General features: G+C 59.6%; 13 protein-coding genes and 1 pseudogene. 7 read left to right on the top strand and 7 right to left on the bottom strand.

The features are described 5' to 3' along the window. Nucleotides 1-126: 126 nt before the first annotated feature. Together ACVDG9_RS02480 and ACVDG9_RS02475 are read right to left on the bottom strand one after the other, a co-directional pair. A pseudogene (locus tag ACVDG9_RS02480) lies at nucleotides 127-758 on the bottom strand (tyrosine-type recombinase/integrase). 205 nt (nucleotides 759-963) lie between these two features. Further along, a complete protein-coding gene (locus ACVDG9_RS02475) occupies nucleotides 964-3,462 on the bottom strand; it encodes an arylsulfatase (protein ID WP_447237226.1) in 2,499 nt (832 codons plus the stop codon). Between the two features lie 324 nt (nucleotides 3,463-3,786). On the opposite strand from ACVDG9_RS02475, the gene ACVDG9_RS02470 reads away from it, so the two are divergent. Then, nucleotides 3,787-4,569, top strand: a complete 783-nt coding sequence (locus tag ACVDG9_RS02470) for a hypothetical protein (protein WP_447237225.1) — start codon at nucleotides 3,787-3,789, stop codon at nucleotides 4,567-4,569. A gap of 278 nt (nucleotides 4,570-4,847) precedes the next feature. Here the strand turns inward: ACVDG9_RS02470 and gbd are convergent, their stop codons facing one another. Next, nucleotides 4,848-5,984 carry a 4-hydroxybutyrate dehydrogenase gene (gbd, locus tag ACVDG9_RS02465; RefSeq protein ID WP_447237224.1) on the bottom strand — a complete coding sequence of 379 codons (1,137 nt, stop codon included), beginning with the start codon at nucleotides 5,982-5,984 and terminating at the stop codon, nucleotides 4,848-4,850. 787 nt (nucleotides 5,985-6,771) lie between these two features. Between gbd and ACVDG9_RS02460 the strand changes: the two genes are divergently transcribed. From ACVDG9_RS02460 to ACVDG9_RS02440, 5 genes are read left to right on the top strand one after another with little or no spacing between them, the layout of a single operon-like run. Further along, the gene (locus ACVDG9_RS02460) at nucleotides 6,772-7,251 is read left to right on the top strand and encodes a hypothetical protein (RefSeq protein ID WP_447237223.1); all 480 of its coding nucleotides are present in this window, start codon (nucleotides 6,772-6,774) and stop codon (nucleotides 7,249-7,251) included. A 22-nt stretch (nucleotides 7,252-7,273) separates the two neighbouring features. Then, nucleotides 7,274-7,987 carry a MotA/TolQ/ExbB proton channel family protein gene (locus ACVDG9_RS02455; protein WP_209018008.1) on the top strand — a complete coding sequence of 238 codons (714 nt, stop codon included), beginning with the start codon at nucleotides 7,274-7,276 and terminating at the stop codon, nucleotides 7,985-7,987. Continuing rightward, complete coding sequence (locus tag ACVDG9_RS02450) at nucleotides 7,977-8,351, top strand: ExbD/TolR family protein (protein ID WP_062490614.1); 375 nt, start codon at nucleotides 7,977-7,979, stop codon at nucleotides 8,349-8,351. The genes ACVDG9_RS02455 and ACVDG9_RS02450 overlap by 11 nt, the downstream gene beginning before the upstream one ends. A 14-nt stretch (nucleotides 8,352-8,365) precedes the next feature. Beyond that, the gene (locus ACVDG9_RS02445; protein ID WP_447237222.1) at nucleotides 8,366-8,758 is read left to right on the top strand and encodes an ExbD/TolR family protein; all 393 of its coding nucleotides are present in this window, start codon (nucleotides 8,366-8,368) and stop codon (nucleotides 8,756-8,758) included. Then, nucleotides 8,755-9,873 carry an energy transducer TonB gene (locus ACVDG9_RS02440; RefSeq protein WP_447237221.1) on the top strand — a complete coding sequence of 373 codons (1,119 nt, stop codon included), beginning with the start codon at nucleotides 8,755-8,757 and terminating at the stop codon, nucleotides 9,871-9,873. The genes ACVDG9_RS02445 and ACVDG9_RS02440 overlap by 4 nt, the downstream gene beginning before the upstream one ends. A 35-nt stretch (nucleotides 9,874-9,908) precedes the next feature. Here ACVDG9_RS02440 and ACVDG9_RS02435 read toward each other — a convergent pair whose 3' ends face one another. The 3 genes from ACVDG9_RS02435 to panC all read right to left on the bottom strand — a co-directional run bounded on the left by ACVDG9_RS02435 (nucleotide 9,909) and on the right by panC (nucleotide 12,920). Further along, nucleotides 9,909-10,973 (bottom strand): bifunctional transcriptional activator/DNA repair enzyme AdaA, encoded by a 1,065-nt coding sequence (locus ACVDG9_RS02435; protein ID WP_447237220.1) that lies wholly within the window; start codon nucleotides 10,971-10,973, stop codon nucleotides 9,909-9,911. Between the two features lie 249 nt (nucleotides 10,974-11,222). After that, a complete protein-coding gene (gene panB / locus ACVDG9_RS02430) occupies nucleotides 11,223-12,032 on the bottom strand; it encodes a 3-methyl-2-oxobutanoate hydroxymethyltransferase (RefSeq protein ID WP_022999661.1) in 810 nt (269 codons plus the stop codon). A 36-nt stretch (nucleotides 12,033-12,068) separates the two neighbouring features. Next, on the bottom strand, nucleotides 12,069-12,920 hold the full coding sequence (gene panC / locus ACVDG9_RS02425) for a pantoate--beta-alanine ligase (protein WP_447238277.1): 852 nt from the start codon (nucleotides 12,918-12,920) through the stop codon (nucleotides 12,069-12,071). A gap of 266 nt (nucleotides 12,921-13,186) precedes the next feature. Between panC and ACVDG9_RS02420 the strand changes: the two genes are divergently transcribed. Further along, nucleotides 13,187-14,386, top strand: coding sequence for a hypothetical protein (locus tag ACVDG9_RS02420; protein ID WP_447237219.1), 1,200 nt, complete (start codon nucleotides 13,187-13,189; stop codon nucleotides 14,384-14,386). Nucleotides 14,387-14,405: 19 nt separating this feature from the next. Here the strand turns inward: ACVDG9_RS02420 and ACVDG9_RS02415 are convergent, their stop codons facing one another. Further along, nucleotides 14,406-15,821, bottom strand: coding sequence for a carotenoid oxygenase family protein (locus ACVDG9_RS02415; protein WP_447237218.1), 1,416 nt, complete (start codon nucleotides 15,819-15,821; stop codon nucleotides 14,406-14,408). Nucleotides 15,822-15,922 lie beyond the last annotated feature (101 nt).

Here is a 15,922-nt window from a genome sequence, read left to right as displayed (position 1 = left end):
CGCAGCGGCAGCTCCCAGGACGACGTCAAGGGTCTGTCGAACGTCCAATCTGCCGGTAGGCGGCATTCCAAATATAGGAAATCACCATGTTGTGCGCGACCTCGCAGTGTGCGGGGCCGGACGTTTTCAAATCCCAGTATGTTCCGCTAACTCCAGTGCATCTTCGATGTCTACGCCCAGATACTTGACCGTGTTTTCGATCTTGGTATGCCCCAAAAGGATTTGTATGGCGCGAAGGTTGCCGGTCGCTTTGTAGATCATCACGGCCTTGGTACGCCGAAGCGAGTGAGTGCCGTAGTCTTCACGGCGCAGTCCAATTGCGGTCACCCATTCGTCCACCAGGCGAGCATACTGGCGAGTGCTCAAATGATCGGTATGGTCAACTCAGCTAGGGACGGCATAGTCGTCGACCGATCCGCCGCGCCGTTCGAGCCACGCGAGCAAGCTCGCCGTCACATCTGGAGTTATTTCGAATTGAACCGGACGTCCGGTCTTTTGCTGAACGACCCTCGCTCGGGATCGGATTTCGGTTCCTGTGACGAGCGTTCCAATCTTCATCGTCACGAGGTCGCAGCCGCGCAGCTTGCTGTCGATTGCAAGATCAAACAACGCACGATCTATCATGCGTTCCTCCCGATCGAGGAAGAAGCGGATTGCCCAGATCTGACGTTGTTTCAACGGTTTTTGACGCAAACCTTTCGACCCGCATTCCGAGCTGGGCACGCCAATGCATTCGGATCAAATTGCACAGTTCCCATTTCTGTTCTCCTTTGACCAACCTTGTTCGTTCGGAGAACACTTGGGTTCAACATGGGGTTGCAAGCCGAATGTCAGCGGCCCGATAGAGGGATGTTGAAACCTAACTACCTGTTGGCCCCCAACTGTCTCTTTAGGCGCGACTTCCATACACACGCACATGGCACCCGCCAGAGTGACTGCCGACAGGTCCACACATCACAAAGGTCAATCGCTTGCTCTTTGTGTGGCCGTCTTCAGCTTGGCAATGTCCGCCTCGGAAAGCTTTGGCCGGTCAACCTTGATCGTCAGTTTGTCGAGTTTGGCGGTCAGGGGGAATGGCGGCTTGTAGTCGGCGTCATTCACCCCGGTCAGGGTGTCCGAGCCGATGTCGAACGCTTCATCCCATTGCAGGATGATCGGGATGGTCTTTTCCATTTTCCTGGTGTCGACCACCTTGCCATCGACCTTGAGCGTGCCTGTGCCGGAGCGGCCGACCCCGCTCATGTTGTTGAAGGCAAGCGTTCCAGCCCCCAATCCGTCGTACTTGAAGTCGAATTCAAGCGTGTGTTTTCCCGGGGAGAGTGCTTCCTTGCCTTCCCATTTGATCCTATCCAGATCAACCAGGTTCCACAGGAACACGGGTTTCCCGTCCAGCAGATAGAAACCGTAGCCCGCAAAGCGGCCTCCCGATGTCAGGATCATGCCTTCGGCGCCGCCTTCTGGAACAGTCAGTTCGGCAGTGATCGCGTAGGAGCTGTTGAGAATGCTCGGTGAATCGCCCTGCGGCAATCCGGTCATGGGGCGGGTATAGACGAACTCGTCACGGCCCGCGGTGATGTTTGGACGCGGTGCCGCTACGCGCGGGCCAACCGACGCATCAAGAGGAAACACCTGGTATCTGGTTGCTTCCCTGATGAACGTTTCCTTCAGGTCCCGAACTTTGTCAGGGTTCTCCGCGGCAATATCCGTCGTTTGCGTCGGATCGGTCTTGAGATTGTAAAGTTCGAACACCTGATTGTTCAGGGGATCCTCATTGGCAGCGCCGAAAGCATCCCAGGGAGCGCGGTTCACCTTTGTGGCAAGGAACCAGTCATCTTGCCAGAGGCCCCACTGACCGAACATCTCGAAATACTGGGTGTCACGGGGTGGAGGTGCGCCGGCATTCGCCTTGTCGAACAGATAGGCAAAGCTTTTGCCGTCCATCGGAGCCTGGGTGATGCCGTCGACGGTTTGCGGAGGAACGATACCGGCAACGTCGAGAATGGTCGGCACCACGTCGATCACATGCAGGAACTGATCGCGCCTTCCACCCTTGTCGGTAATCTTCGCAGGCCAGGTGACTGTCATGTTCTGCCGGATGCCGCCGAGCTGCGAGGCGATCTGTTTCATCCAGGGGTAAGGCGTGTCGAACGCCCAGGTCCAGCCGACAGCCATGTGGTTGTAGGTCGCTTCTGTTCCCCAGACGTCGTACCACTTCATCTGCTCTTCGGCGGGGATGGCATTGATGCCATTGAAATAGGCAACTTCATTTGGCGTGCCGAGCAGGCCGCCTTCGGCGCTCGTGCCATTGTCTCCGTTGATGTAGATGATCAGGGTGTTTTCGTATTCGCCGATATCCTTCAGAGCCTGAACGACGCGGCCAATTTCATCGTCCATATAGGCCGAATAGGCGGCAAAGACATCGACCTGGCGAATGAAGAGCTTCTTCTCGACATCCGTGAGCTGATCCCAGTTCTTGATGTGGTCGATCGGCCAAGGCGTGATTTTCGCATCTTTCGGAAACAGTCCCATGTTCTTCTGGTTTTCGAAGATTGTTTCCTGGAGCTTGTTCCAGCCATCATCGAAGAGATGCATGGCGCTGATCTTGTCGACCCACTCCTTGGTCGGGTGATGGGGCGCATGGGTGGCGCCGGGCGCGAACTTGACGAAAAACGGCTTGGACGGATTGATCTGGTGCATCCGGGTGATCCAGTCGATAGCATCGTCCGCCATCGCCGTCATCAGGTTCCAGCCGGGTTTGCCATCGAAGGGATAGATCTGGGTCGTATTCCGGAAAAGGTTCGGCTGCCACTGGTTGGCATCTCCGCCAACAAAGCCATAGAAATATTCAAATCCCATGCCGGTCGGCCATTGATCGAAGGGACCGCTCTGGCTGGCCTCGAAGGCGGGCGTGTTGTGGTCCTTGCCGAACCACGACGTGTTGTAGCCGTTGTCGAGAAGGATCCTGCCCACCGTGGCTTTGTCTTCGGTGATGATGCTGTTGTAGCCGGGATACCCCGTCGACTGTTCCGAGATAACGCCGAAGCCGACATTGTGATGGTTGCGCCCTGTGATGAGCGCGGCACGCGTAGGCGAACAGAGCGAGGTCGAGTGAATGCTTGTGAAGCTCAATCCGTCCGCTGCAAGCGCATCCATAGTCGGGTGAGGAATGACGCCACCGAATGTGCTTGGAATACCCCAACCGGAATCGTCAGTGATTATGAGAAGCACATTAGGTGCTTCGACAGGCGGGACAACGCGCGCCGGCCACCACTGAGTGGAATCTGCGGCAAGCGTGTCGATCTTGCCGCCGAATGGTTGAGAAGGTGGTGGCAACTGCAATCCGTTGAGGGTAGTGGTGGCATTCGGCGCGCCGGACGTCGACTGTGCAGTTGCCTGCACCGTGATGCCGAGCAAAAGGGCAAATCCGAGAACGCTCGTCATCAAGCCTTTAAATGGACGCATCTCCACCTCCCCCCACACTGAAACTGATCAGTCACTTTTCGCGTAACTGCTGGGAACGCTTCCCGAAACCCACCTTCCCCTGCGTAGGTTTTAATAAACGAGAAAAAGCAACATTAAGATACGCAGATTTACGCCTGAAGAAACTACGTAACGTTACGTACGATGTAATATTTGCGCGCGAGATAACTATGTGACACGCTTTCTGCTCAGAATTTTTTCTTAAGACTTGAAACTAAATCGAGGACTTGTCTCGATTACCTTCATCAAGCTGGACGTAACCAAAGGACGTTTCGTGGTTCGAATGCAAAGTGAGAAGGTAGAAAATTGAAGACCCGTTTTGCCTACGCTGTCGCCATGGTTTCACTGATTGCATTGCAAGGTCCAGCCTCCGCTGCCGACCTTGCGGCCGAGCCGACGGTTACCCCCACGCAAATCGTGGAAGACAGATGGAATTTCAGCGTCACTCCCTATTTCTGGATGGCAGGACTTGGCGGAGAAACCGCGTCGGGCGACGATATCAGCATGCCGTTCAACCAGGTGATCAAGAACCTGAGCTTTGCGGTGATGACGTCAATCGCAGCCGAGAAGGGCCGCTTCGGTGTCTATTCCGACCTGATCTACATGAACCTGGAAGGGTCAAAGACCACAACAGCGAAGATCGTCAGAAGAACTTTCGACGCGAAACTGGATGCGACCATCCAGGGCTTCATCACGACCAACGCTCTCGGATACAAGATCATCGACACACCAGGCACAGCGATCGCCGGCTTCGGCGGCTTTCGTTACCTGTGGCTGAATACCGATCTCGATTTCTCGCTTGGCAACTTCAATGCCAGCGCGTCTGGCCAGGGACAGGTTATCGATGCCGTTGTTGGTTTGCGCGGGGAAACCAAATTCGCCGACCGATGGTCCGTCGGCTATTACGGCGACATTGGTACCGGCCAGTCGGACGTCACATGGCAGCTGTTTGGTGCCATCGGCTATGAAATAAAGAACGTCGATCTTTTCGCAGGCTACCGGTATATCGGGTGGCGGTTCGACGATGTCGCCGGACTCGACGCCCTTGACGTTCACGGCCCGGTCCTCGGCGCAAGGTTCAAGTTTTAGATCCATTACTCTTGCGCCGGCCATCGTATCCTGTTCACGCAGCGACCGCATTTACTTATCTATCAACCAGACGGACGATACATTTCCTGGTTATAGACCTTCGTTCGACCCGAGCCTAACGGCAGCTCCCAGGACGACGTCAAGGGTCTGCCGAACGTCCGGCCAAGGGACGCTTTCCGGACCGCCAGCTTCCATAAATACCGACACATCGGTTCTGGGCGATTCTGGGCGGTGCTGTGGTCCGGAGAGCGCTCAAGGGAGTTTCAGAGACGGTCCCTTCAATAAGAAGCTTGCAGCATCCTGAGATAGTCGTCGGCGGTTGCGTCAATAGGGTTGGTCTTGTGGCTGTGGTCGGCCAATGCACCCTGAATGATGCTGTCGAAGAGATCTTCGGAAACACCCAGCTCCGACAGGCTGACGGGCAACCCGATGGCCGCCGTCATCTCCTTGATGGCCGCGCCGATATCCGTACCGGTTGCCAGCCCCATGGCATCGGCCATCCGGGCATACTTGTTCTCGCTGACGGATGTCGGGGCCGCCTTGTTGAATTCCAGAACCGCAGGCATGAACACCGCGTTCAAGGTCCCGTGGTGCAGTTTCGGATTGAGCCCGCCGAGCGCATGACTGAGGCTGTGCACACAGCCCAGCCCTTTTTGGAAGGCCATCGCGCCCATGGTTGCGGCGATTGCCATGTTGGCGCGGGCGTCCTTGTCATCCGGTGTTTCCGTCGCCTTGCGGATATTCGCCCAGGCGCGGCGCAGTCCTTCAAGTGCGATGCCGTCTGCCGGCGGATTGAAGGACGGGGCAAGATAGGTCTCGATGCAGTGCGAGATCGCGTCCATTCCAGTGGCTGCAGTCAAAACGGGCGGCAGCGTCATGGTCAATTCCGGATCGACAATCGCGGCTTTCGGAACAAGGAATGGAGACAGCAAGCCGACTTTTCGGCCATCATCCAGTATCACAATCGCCCCGCGTCCAACTTCGCTACCGGTGCCTGACGTTGTCGGAATGGCGATGGTCGGCCAGGTCTTGGCCGTGATTTTTTGCAGGCCCCCCTCGATGACCGCATAGGTCGTCAGGGCGCCGCCATGTGCGGCGAGGATGGCAACCGCCTTTGCAAGATCGATCGCCGATCCGCCACCAATGGCGATAATTCCGTCGGCTTCAACCTCTTTGAACAAGTCAGTCGCGACACGAACGGCCGCCTCATTCGGGTTGCCTGGGGTCTCGTCGTAGACGCCTGCCAGCTCCTCGCCGAGGAAGGCTTCAATCTTGTCGAGAAATCCGAGCCCGCGCACGCCCTTGTCCGTCACTACGAGCGGGCGCGAAATTCCGGCGAGCGCCAGTTCCTCCTTCAACGTGGCAAGCTCGCCAAAACCGAACTGGACCCGGGTTACGTAATTGATCAGAGGCATGCCGCTCCCTTTGCTGATATGCCCAATGGAAACCGATCCGGATTGAAGGCTAGCCATTTGGGCGAATATTTTTGGTTCGCCGCAAGATAAACTCTAAATGTGACCTGTAAATCCACTCTCTTTCAATTTGGGTATAACGAGAAGAGAATTGACGCTTCCCGCAATGCCGTTTCTCTCGACAGAGACAGACTCGGTTTGCTTTCTGTCATTTCGGCGATCGATGGCAACGGACGACTGGCAACGGCTCATCCGCCAAGGGTCAGCAGCGAACTGGCGGCTTGCGTGCTTCGATCGGGTTTAGCTGCGCCCACAAGCGCTCTCCATTCCACCCACCTTCATCTACCAGTCTTCTGACGAGTGCTCTGAAAGGTACTTCAGGACGGCAAGTCTGCGGCCTGCAGGCTCGCCAGGCAGGCGCTGAAATGGTCTGTGTCCCGGCATCGCCGGTGACCTGTTTAAATTCTGAATTAAAAATTCAACTTTTTTAATCCAGACCGGTTCCCTCACCCGCTGCTTTCGGTGTAAAGATCGATTAGCCAGGGCAGCGACGGTCTTGATGATGATCGCGCAGACCGCCTCAGCCTTCAAAAATCTCCAGCAGCTCTGAAAGCCAATCGTGCGTTTCGTGCGTCCCGACAGGACAGCCCTTTTCGCGGATTGATACCCCCATCCGGCTTCGTCGATGCCACCCACGTGCTGCCCTGGAGACAAGTCTTTAACTCGAATGGCGCGCGGCCGAAGTTCCTTTCCGGAGCCAGGCCGCGAGCTGCTACGGGAGAGCGAAGGGATGAAGAGATCTTTGGTTTCGGCGCCGGTTCGGACGGTGGCGCTCGCCTTGATGCTGAGCAGTCAGTTTGCTGCCGCAGCCAATGCGCAATCGGCGTCTCAGGCAGCGTCCCAAACCGCCTCCAAGACAAGCGAAGCGATCTCCGTCCAGTTGAACGATGCGGAGACGGTCAACGGGTCCTGCCGGTTGACCTTCGTCATCCGCAACACCTTGCCAACTCCCGTAAACGCCCTTGGCCTCGACCTGGTGATGTTCGACACGTCCGACGGCGTTTCCGGCTATGCGGCGATCGACTTCGGCGATCTCCCCACCGGGAAGACGCGTGTCCGGCAATATGACGTTGCCAAGGGAGACTGTACCGGCATCTCTCGCGTCCTTGTGAACGAGGTGCGCGCATGTGACCTTCAGGACACCGCCCAACAGGACTGCCTGCCGCTGCTGCGGATCGACTCGCGGTCGGAAATCGACCTGATCCTCTGATGAAAACCCAAGCGTGATCAAAATGCCTGATGTCCCTACCGCGGCCCTGCCGCACTTCCTGTCTCCGTTGACCGGCCTCGTCGATCAGGGCGGCCCGGTGGTGTTGTTCCTGCTTGCCCTTTCCCTGGTGGCGGCAGCGCTGATTGCCGCCAAGCTGCTGCAGTTCCTGTATCTGGGTGTCGGCCGTTTCGGTATCGCCCGCAAGGCGCTGGACCTTTGGCTGGACGGCCGGCCTCAGGAAGCGAAAACGATGGCGGCTGGTGGAAAATCCGTGGTTGCCGACATCATGCTGAAGCTCGTGCAGGGCAGCGCTCGCAGCGAAACCAGGACCGAGCTTCTGAAAGAGGACGTCGAGCGGATCTGCATCCAGCGGATCAACACGCTGAGGGCATACCTTCGCCCGCTCGACATGATCGCGCAGACAGCACCGCTGATCGGCCTTCTGGGGACCGTACTCGGCATGATCGAGGCCTTTCAGGCCATGCAGGGCGCCGGCGCGGCGGTGGACCCTTCCGTTCTCGCCGGTGGAATCTGGGTAGCCTTGCTGACGACCGCCGTCGGTCTTTCGGTCGCAATACCCGTGTCGGCCATTGTCGGCTGGTTCGACAGCCGTATCGAGGCGGAGCAATCCGAGATGGAAGCGCTGGTCACGGCGTTCTTCACCGGGGCGATCGCCGAACGCGGTGCGGCCCGGATCGTGGCCCTGGAGGCTTCGGAGACGAGGCATGCAGTTTAAAGCAAGAGTGCGGCGCAAGCCCGTCGGCCTGACCTCGCTGATCGACGTCATCTTCCTGCTGCTGCTGTTCTTCATGCTGGCGTCCAGCTTCACACGGTACCAGTCGCTGGACATTTCCAGCGGTGCTGAAGGTGGCGGCGCGGCGCAAAGGCCCGCCTACCTGCGTATTCACACGTCGGAAAAGCTGGACCTGAATGGACGCCCCCTGATGAAGGCGGACATGGCGGAACTGTTTTCCGCGCTCAAGGAAAACAGTGTCGTCGCGATCTGGTCCGGCCCGGATGCAAACGTCCAGGACGTGGTTGATGTCATGTCCGAGGTTCGCAGAAGCGGGCTGAAGAGCGTTCTGGTGACGGGACAATAGGTGACCTCATGCGCATGAAATCCCCACAGCGCCGCGAACCGCCGGAAAACACCATTCCGCTGATCAACGTCGTTTTCCTGATGCTGATCTTCTTCCTGTTTGCAGGGTCGGTTGCCCGGGACGATGCCAGGAAAATCGAACCGCCGCTGAACATACTGGAAGACGAGACCATCCGGTCCACCGGCGCACTCATTGTTGACCCGCAAGGCCGCACCTTTGCCGGAGAGGCCGAAGTCGGCGTTGCCGACTGGCTTGCGCAGCAGGATGAGCCAGGCGGCAAAGACGGCCCGATCAAGGTGGCTGCGGACGGCACGCTGAAGGCGGACGCCCTGGAAAAGGTGTTGCGCGAGCTGAAGGATGCCGGACGCACCGACATCGTGCTCATAACAAGAAGAGGCTCAAAGTGAGTTTCGCGCGTTTCCTGGCTGCCGGGGCCATCCTTTCTCTGGTGCTGCACGGCACCGGCGCCGCCTTTTTCGCGAAAGATCCGAATGAGATCTCCATTGCAGCTTCTGAAGGCGGCGGCGTTTCGGTGATCGGGTCCATCGAGGATCTTGTAGCCGGAGCACAAGTGGATGCCGTAGCCGATCCTCAGCCTGTCGAGGACGTGAAGCCGGACGTAGAGCCAATCGAAGACGTACAGGTGAACACCGCAAAGCCCGAGGTGCGGTCCGGCACGCCGGTGAAACCGGTAGAGGTGCAGCCAAGCCCGGCCGTTGCCGAGGCAGTGCCTGACACGCCAGCTTCAGAACCTGTTCCGTCCGTTCCGATGGTCGCAGGCGTTACTTCATTGGCACCGGTGAAAGCGCCGGCGACAACGCCGGAGGTGGCGACGGCGTCCGAAACGTTGCAAGGCAGTGTCACACCGGAACCGGTCAAGCCGGTCGACCCAGTCGAGCCGGCACCGGAGCAAAAACCTGTCGAAGTTGACCGGGTGGAGCCAGCCGCACCGGTTGAGACAGTTCAGCCGGTGGACCCGCAAACCGAAGTGCAACAGCCAGTTGCCGATCCGCTGGCCGAGGTCACGCAGACACCGAACCGCAAGCCCAGGCCACCGGTGCGAAATGCGGAAGCTCCCAAGATCGAAGAGCAGGAAAAACCCAGGAAGGTTGTGAAAGCGCAGAGGAAGGGTGCGGAAACCAGCGCCCGAAAGGGTGGTGAACGCGTCACCAGCCAGAGCGCGAAATCCAGCACCAATGGCCGGGCGGATGCCCGTACCAAGGATGGCGGCACCAAAGCAACGTCCAATTATCAGGGCAAGGTTGTGGCCAAACTGCGCCGCGCAAAACGTTATCCCCGTGAAGCGAAACGTCAGAGGCTGGAGGGAACGGTGAGTGTCGGCTTCACGATTTCATCCAACGGCGCTGTTTCCGGCATTCGCGTGACCCGGTCCTCCGGGCACCCGGTGCTGGACCAGGCCGCGCTCGACATGGTGCGCAGGGCTTCGCCCATGCCCAAGTTTCCGGGTGATATTCGTGTTGCGCGCATGAACATGCAGGTGCCAGTCCGCTTCGACCGCTAACACGCCGAACCAAAACGAGGGCAAGGCGAGCACCGTCAAACAGCAGGGGTCTGCCGGTAGCTCTGCTCCAGTTCGATCAGGCGTTGCTTGCGCCAGAGCCCCCCACCATACCCGGTGAGGGAACCGTCCGCCCCGATGACCCGGTGGCACGGCACGACGAGAGCCAGTTGGTTGGCGCCATTGGCCCGGGCAACCGCCCGCACAGCTTCCGGCCTCCCCAGCGCCCTTGCCAGTTCGGAATAGCTGCGTGTCTCGCCAGGCGGAATGGTCAGCAGTTCGCGCCAGACATCCCGCGTGAAGGCAGAACCGTGTAGAGCAAGCCTTGTCTGGAATTGACCGCCGGTTCCGGCAAAGAAACGATCGAGTTCTCCCTGGATCTGGTCGGTGACCTCCGTTCGCCCAAAGCCGATCTCACCCTTGGCGTAGGTCTGCAGCTTCCTGAACTCTGTCGGAAAGGCCTTTCGGTCGAGAAATTCCAACAGATGCAGCTGGGTCCTGTCGGTGACGGCAATCAGCGGACCGAGCGGCGATGCCACCCAGTCGGCGAAAAGCAGGGGCTTGGTGGAAAAGACCCCGGGAGACTGGCCAAGAATCCTGGCAAAGGCTTCGCGAAACGCGCTCGGCGAGTCGAACCCGGCCGTGATCTGCGCATCGATCACCTTGCCGCCGTCGGCTAGCGTCGAGAACCCTTCCTGCAGGCGCCGCTGGCGCGCCATTTCCAGAAAGGTCATGCCGAAATGCCGCTTGAAGGCCCGGCGCACCGTTGAAGGGTCGAACCCCATGCGCACGAGATCCGGTTCGCCCCAGCGGTAGGATGGACGCTTTTCCAGTGCCTCGATCAACGGTTTCACCACCGGGTCGGCAGTGGCCTCCGGCGTGGTCGGACGGCAGCGCTTGCAAGGGCGGAAGCCGGCGTCAAAACATTCGGACACGGTGTCATGGAAGGTGCAGTTCTCCCGCTTCGGCTTGCGCGCCGGGCAGGTAAGCCGGCAGAAAATTCCGGTAGAAGCTACACAGACAAAAACGCGTCCGTCGTAGGACGGATCACGGTTCAGAAGCGCTTCATAGAGCGTGTCGAAACTGGGTCGGGTCATAAGCATGACCCGACTTTACGCCTGGCGAGAATTCATTGCAGCCGGAAATCGGGCGTTAATTTCATTCCATCGCATAGCGCCGGAAAACAAACCTCTCCATCGTCATCCCGGCCAAGCGTCAGCCCGAGCCAGGATCGGAGAGCCACCGGCGCACGGCGTGGGCATGCGCTCAAAGGGCAAGGCACGGGCGCCACGATCCCGGATCTCCGTTTCACTGTGACCGGGATGACAAGCCGAGAGGTGAGAAACTGGCCTCTACCGGTAAACCTCGCTCTCACCGGGGAAGCTGCGGTCCTTGACCTCTTCCGAATAGGCTTTCACCGCTGCCTCGATCTGGCCACCGAGATTGCCATATACCTTGACGAATTTCGGGGGCGTCGGATTAAGGCCGAGCATGTCCTCCAGCACCAGGATCTGACCGTCGCACTCCGCGGACGCTCCGATGCCGATGGTCGGTATCGCGATCTGTTTGGTGATCCTCGCCGCCAGCGGCTCGACCATACCTTCCAGAACCAGCGCGAAAGCCCCCGCCTCGGCAACGGCTCTTGCATCTTCCTCGTGGCTGGCCCAGCTGTCCTCGTCGCGCCCTTGCGTCTTGAAACCGCCCATGACGTTGACCGATTGCGGCGTCAGACCGATGTGGGCCATCACCGGAATGCCTCGCTCGCTCAGGAAGCGGATGGTTTCGGCCATGCGGGCGCCGCCTTCAAGCTTTACGGCCCCGCACTGGGTTTCCTTCATCACGCGGGCAGCGTTGCGGAAGGCCACCGATGGGCTTTCCTCATAGGTGCCAAACGGCATATCGACCACTACCAGCGCCCGGCTGGTGCCGCGCACCACGGCCTTGCCATGCATGATCATCAGTTCCAGCGACACGCCGACGGTGGATTCCATGCCGTGCATGACCATGCCGAGGCTGTCGCCCACCAGGATGAAATCGGCGTATTTGTCGACGATGGCCGCCGTATGCGCGTGATAGGAGGTCAGCGAGACGATGGGGTCTCCGCCCTTGCGGCGGGTGATCTGCGGAGCAGTGATGCGGCGAACAGGTTTTTGGGTGCTCATGCGGCGTCCTTTCGATAAGGGGCTTGAGACGGATTATCAGGCGGCGGGTGCAATCACCCGCTGGTCGATCAGGAGAACGGTGCCGAAGCGCACGGCCAGCAGCACCACGGCCGGGCGGTCAAGCATGCCGGAAAGCTCTTCAAGGGTTTCCGCATCGCGGATGTCGACGCTTTCCACCTTTCCCGAGGGCGCTTCGGCAAGGCTTTTGCGGACAGCAGCTTCCAGCACCGAAATTGCCGGGGCCGATTTCGCGAGTTCCTCCGCAGCGCTGAGCGACCGGCTGAGCTGGACAGCGTCGGCCCGGTGCTCCGCAGTCAGGCGAACGTTGCGCGACGACATCGCGAGCCCGTCTTCCTCACGCACCGTCTTGTGCGGCACGATTTCCAGCGGCATGTCGAGATCACGGACCATCTGCCGGATCAAGGTGAGCTGCTGATAGTCTTTCTCGCCGAAAACGGCGAAATCCGGCGTGACAATGTTGAAGAGCTTGGTGACGACCGTAGAGACACCCCGGAAATGACCGGGTCTGAGAGCGCCCTGCAAAATGGCGGAGAGGCCCGGAACCTCGACGAAGGTATCTCCGCCGGCGCCGTACATTTCCTCAACGCTCGGCAGAAACACGGCGTCGGGGCCTTCCGCCTCCAGAAGCGCCAGATCACGCGCTTCATCACGCGGATAGCTCGACAGATCCTCATTGGCGCCAAACTGGGTGGGGTTGACGAAAATGGTGGCAACCACGCGGTCTGCCTTTTGCCGCGCCATGCGCACGAGGCCGAGATGGCCCTCATGCAGATAGCCCATTGTCGGCACCACCCCGACGGTTTCACCCGCGCGTTTCCAGCCTTGCACGGCTTCGCGCATCTCCGCCTTCGTCCGGCAGATGATCATCTGTTTCATCCTCCCGCGACCCCGTTTCCCGCCCGGGGTTTCTTTTCGCAGGTGCAGCATAATGACGGCGAAACGAAAGTCCAGTGGGCAAAGAGGGGAACAGACCTTGCCAGGTGCCGCCTCCATGTCGTTTGGTGCATGCTGGATCCGCAGGCTGGGGAAGTCGATGGAGCCTGTCCGAACAAGAATAATAGCCGGCTCGCAAAGACCGGCTAAACGAGCAGTATTGTCAGGAGAGAAAAATAAAGAACCGCCTGAACCGACTGGTGATCTATTTTCCTGGCTATGATTTGCGTCCGGCCCGTTACTGCTTCCCGTTGCTCCGCAAGGAGTTCGACACCTTCCTGAAGATCCGGAAGATGAACGGTGCCCTTTCCCAGCTCAGCGAAGGTCTTGATCCCGGCGGCACCACGGCCAGTTGGAGCGGGCATGTCGACTGGCCGGACAGCCGTGTCGAGACAACGTTTGTGCAGCTTGGCTGGCGGGACGTCATCAAGGCCGATTTTCGGCGCTCCTGGCCACGCACGATTGCAGATGCCATCCGGTCCTTCATGATGATCGCCCAGGCGGGCGGATATCGGGCTGCATTGAAAAGCAACTGGGCGCATGGGGTCTTCTGTCTTTATCCCCCCGTAGGACTGCTTCTCTATTTACTGGCCAGCCTGCTGCCACCCATTCTTCTGGCACCGGTCATTCTGCGCAATGTGGGCGCAGCGGTTCGGCAAAGCCATGCCGAAGAAATCGCCTGGTCCGTTTTGCTGGGAGGCAGCGCGGCGTGGATGCTCGCGGTTTACCTGCTCATGACCTGGCTGGAACCCAAGTCCTACTTTCGGTACCTGGTCAACAGTTGGCACTTCATGGCCCGGCTTGCCCGGAACAACCACCCCGAAATGCTCGCCCGTATCGAAGAAAGCGCCGACCTCATCGTTGCCGCGGCCGCGGAAGCGGACGAAGATACCGACCTGGTGTTCGTGTCGCACAGCTGCGGCACGTTCGTGGCGATCTACATTCTTGCCGCTGTCCTGCGCCGGCAGCCGGACATCGTTCGGCGCCCCGGCGGCTTCTCTTTTGTCACGATGGGACCGGCGTTCGATTGCCTCGGCGGGTTCGGGGCGCAAGACGGCTTTGGCGATGCCATGACGGCGGTGGCACGGTCCGGTGTCGACTGGACGGATCTTTACGGTCCGCATGACCCGCTCTGCGGTGGCCGCACCACGCCCGTGGCGCGGTATGCGCAGCAGAACACATCGGGCGAGACGTTGCCGGAACCCAGACGGTACAGCGTGTGCATTCCGGACCGAATGACCGCAAAGAGGTTCCGTCACCTGCGCTTTCGCTTCTTTGCGCTTCACTTCAATTACTTTTTCGCCTCGGTGCGTCCGGGTCTCTTCGACTTCTACCGCCTGACCCTTGGCCCCAAACGGGCCGTAGACCAGCTCAAGGCCTGGGACAAGGGGCGGGATTAACGGGCCTCGACGCGCGCGCCTAGCCCGGGACCCAGGTTCCGTGCAGGCCCTGCGGCACCCGTTGCGGCAGACGCAGTCGGACGATCGGTTCGTCGCCGACCCCTTCAGCGTCCAGGAGCACGAATTCACTCGTCTGCGTTTCGGGATCATAGAGATAGGTTGCCAGCCAGCCGGCGGTTTCGGCCTCACCACGCGGAATGAACACAGCTTCACCGGCGATGCGGTTGCCGAAGTCATGAGCGCTGACGTCCCCGGTTTCCGTATCGATCCGCAACAGGCAGTTGAATGTCGCCGATGCGCCGTTTCCGCCGGTCAACGTGTCGGTCAGGGTCGGGGAATAGACATAGCGTGCTGCAAGCGCATTCCTGCGGTCATCGATCCTCGGGAACTCCGCCACCTTGTCGAACCAGGCCTGCTCACGCACCCGGCCCGTTCCCGTGTCCAGCACCAGGCGCTGAAGTGTCGGCGGCTGGGTGTTGGGTTCGCCATACCCAAGATAGAGTTTCTGGTGACGCACATAGTCGATGACGATGTCGCTGCCGCGCTCGAAACCGTTGGCAAAGTGGAAGACGAAAAACGGCTCGGCCTCGTACCAGGTCACAGCACCACCATCCAGCGGCTGCACGGCAATGCGCGTTCCCATCTCCGGCTTCCATTGCAGCATGGATCCGCCGGACATCATCGCTTCCATGTCGAAAACCAGCGGGCCGATCAGCAGCACCAGATGGCGCTCGGTCAGCACGAAGTCGTGGATCATGCTCGGTGCTGCCAGGGTGATGTCGAAGCTTCGGCGCAGCTTGCCGTCGCGGCCAACGTGATGCAGCGTGACCGTGGGCGAGGCGAAGTCGTAACTGAGGGCATAGAGATCGCCGGTAACCGGATGAACCCTGTTGTGTGCCCCCATAAGGATCGGCGCATCGGTGCCTGCCGTCCAGGGGCCGCGCGTTTCCAGATCCGGGCCGATCTCCCAGGCCGGTTCGCACTCGCCAAGGGCGAGCAACTGGCCGCCGTGCTGCATCACGCCAATGAAGGCGGACGCCTTGAAAGGATTGTCCGGATCGTCCTCCGGCCCCAGCAAGGCAGGATCAACAGGGCGCGGCGTCATCACGCCGCCGAAGACCGCGTGACCTGCCTGATGCTCGATCTCGAAACCGCGGGTGCGCACATAGCGATTGCGGTAGCTCGCCTTTCCGCCTTCAAAGCGGATCGCGTGCAACATGCCGTCGCCTTCCAGCGGATAATTGTAGGAGACGGGCTCATAGCGAGGGTTGGGGCCGTTGCGGATATATGTTCCCAGCAGTTCTTCCGGAATGCGCCCGGAGATCACTTCCAGCCCCTCCGCATCGATCTCGCTGCCGATTGGCGCAAAATTGCCGGTCAGATGCGGATCGGCCGACTGCCAGGCGATTGTTTCCGTGATGCGTTCCCGGCTCATGCACATCTCCCCCTCACCGCAGCGAAAATCCCCGCGTCAGGATGAAGGATTGCCGGAACCATCATGGGGGTCAACTGCGGCGGACCCGCTGTCCACACGCG

It is taken from the genome of Roseibium sp. RP-7 (assembly GCF_053005225.1).
The sequence above is the reverse complement of the archived record's forward strand: the minus strand, read 5'-3'. Positions and strand labels throughout refer to the sequence as shown.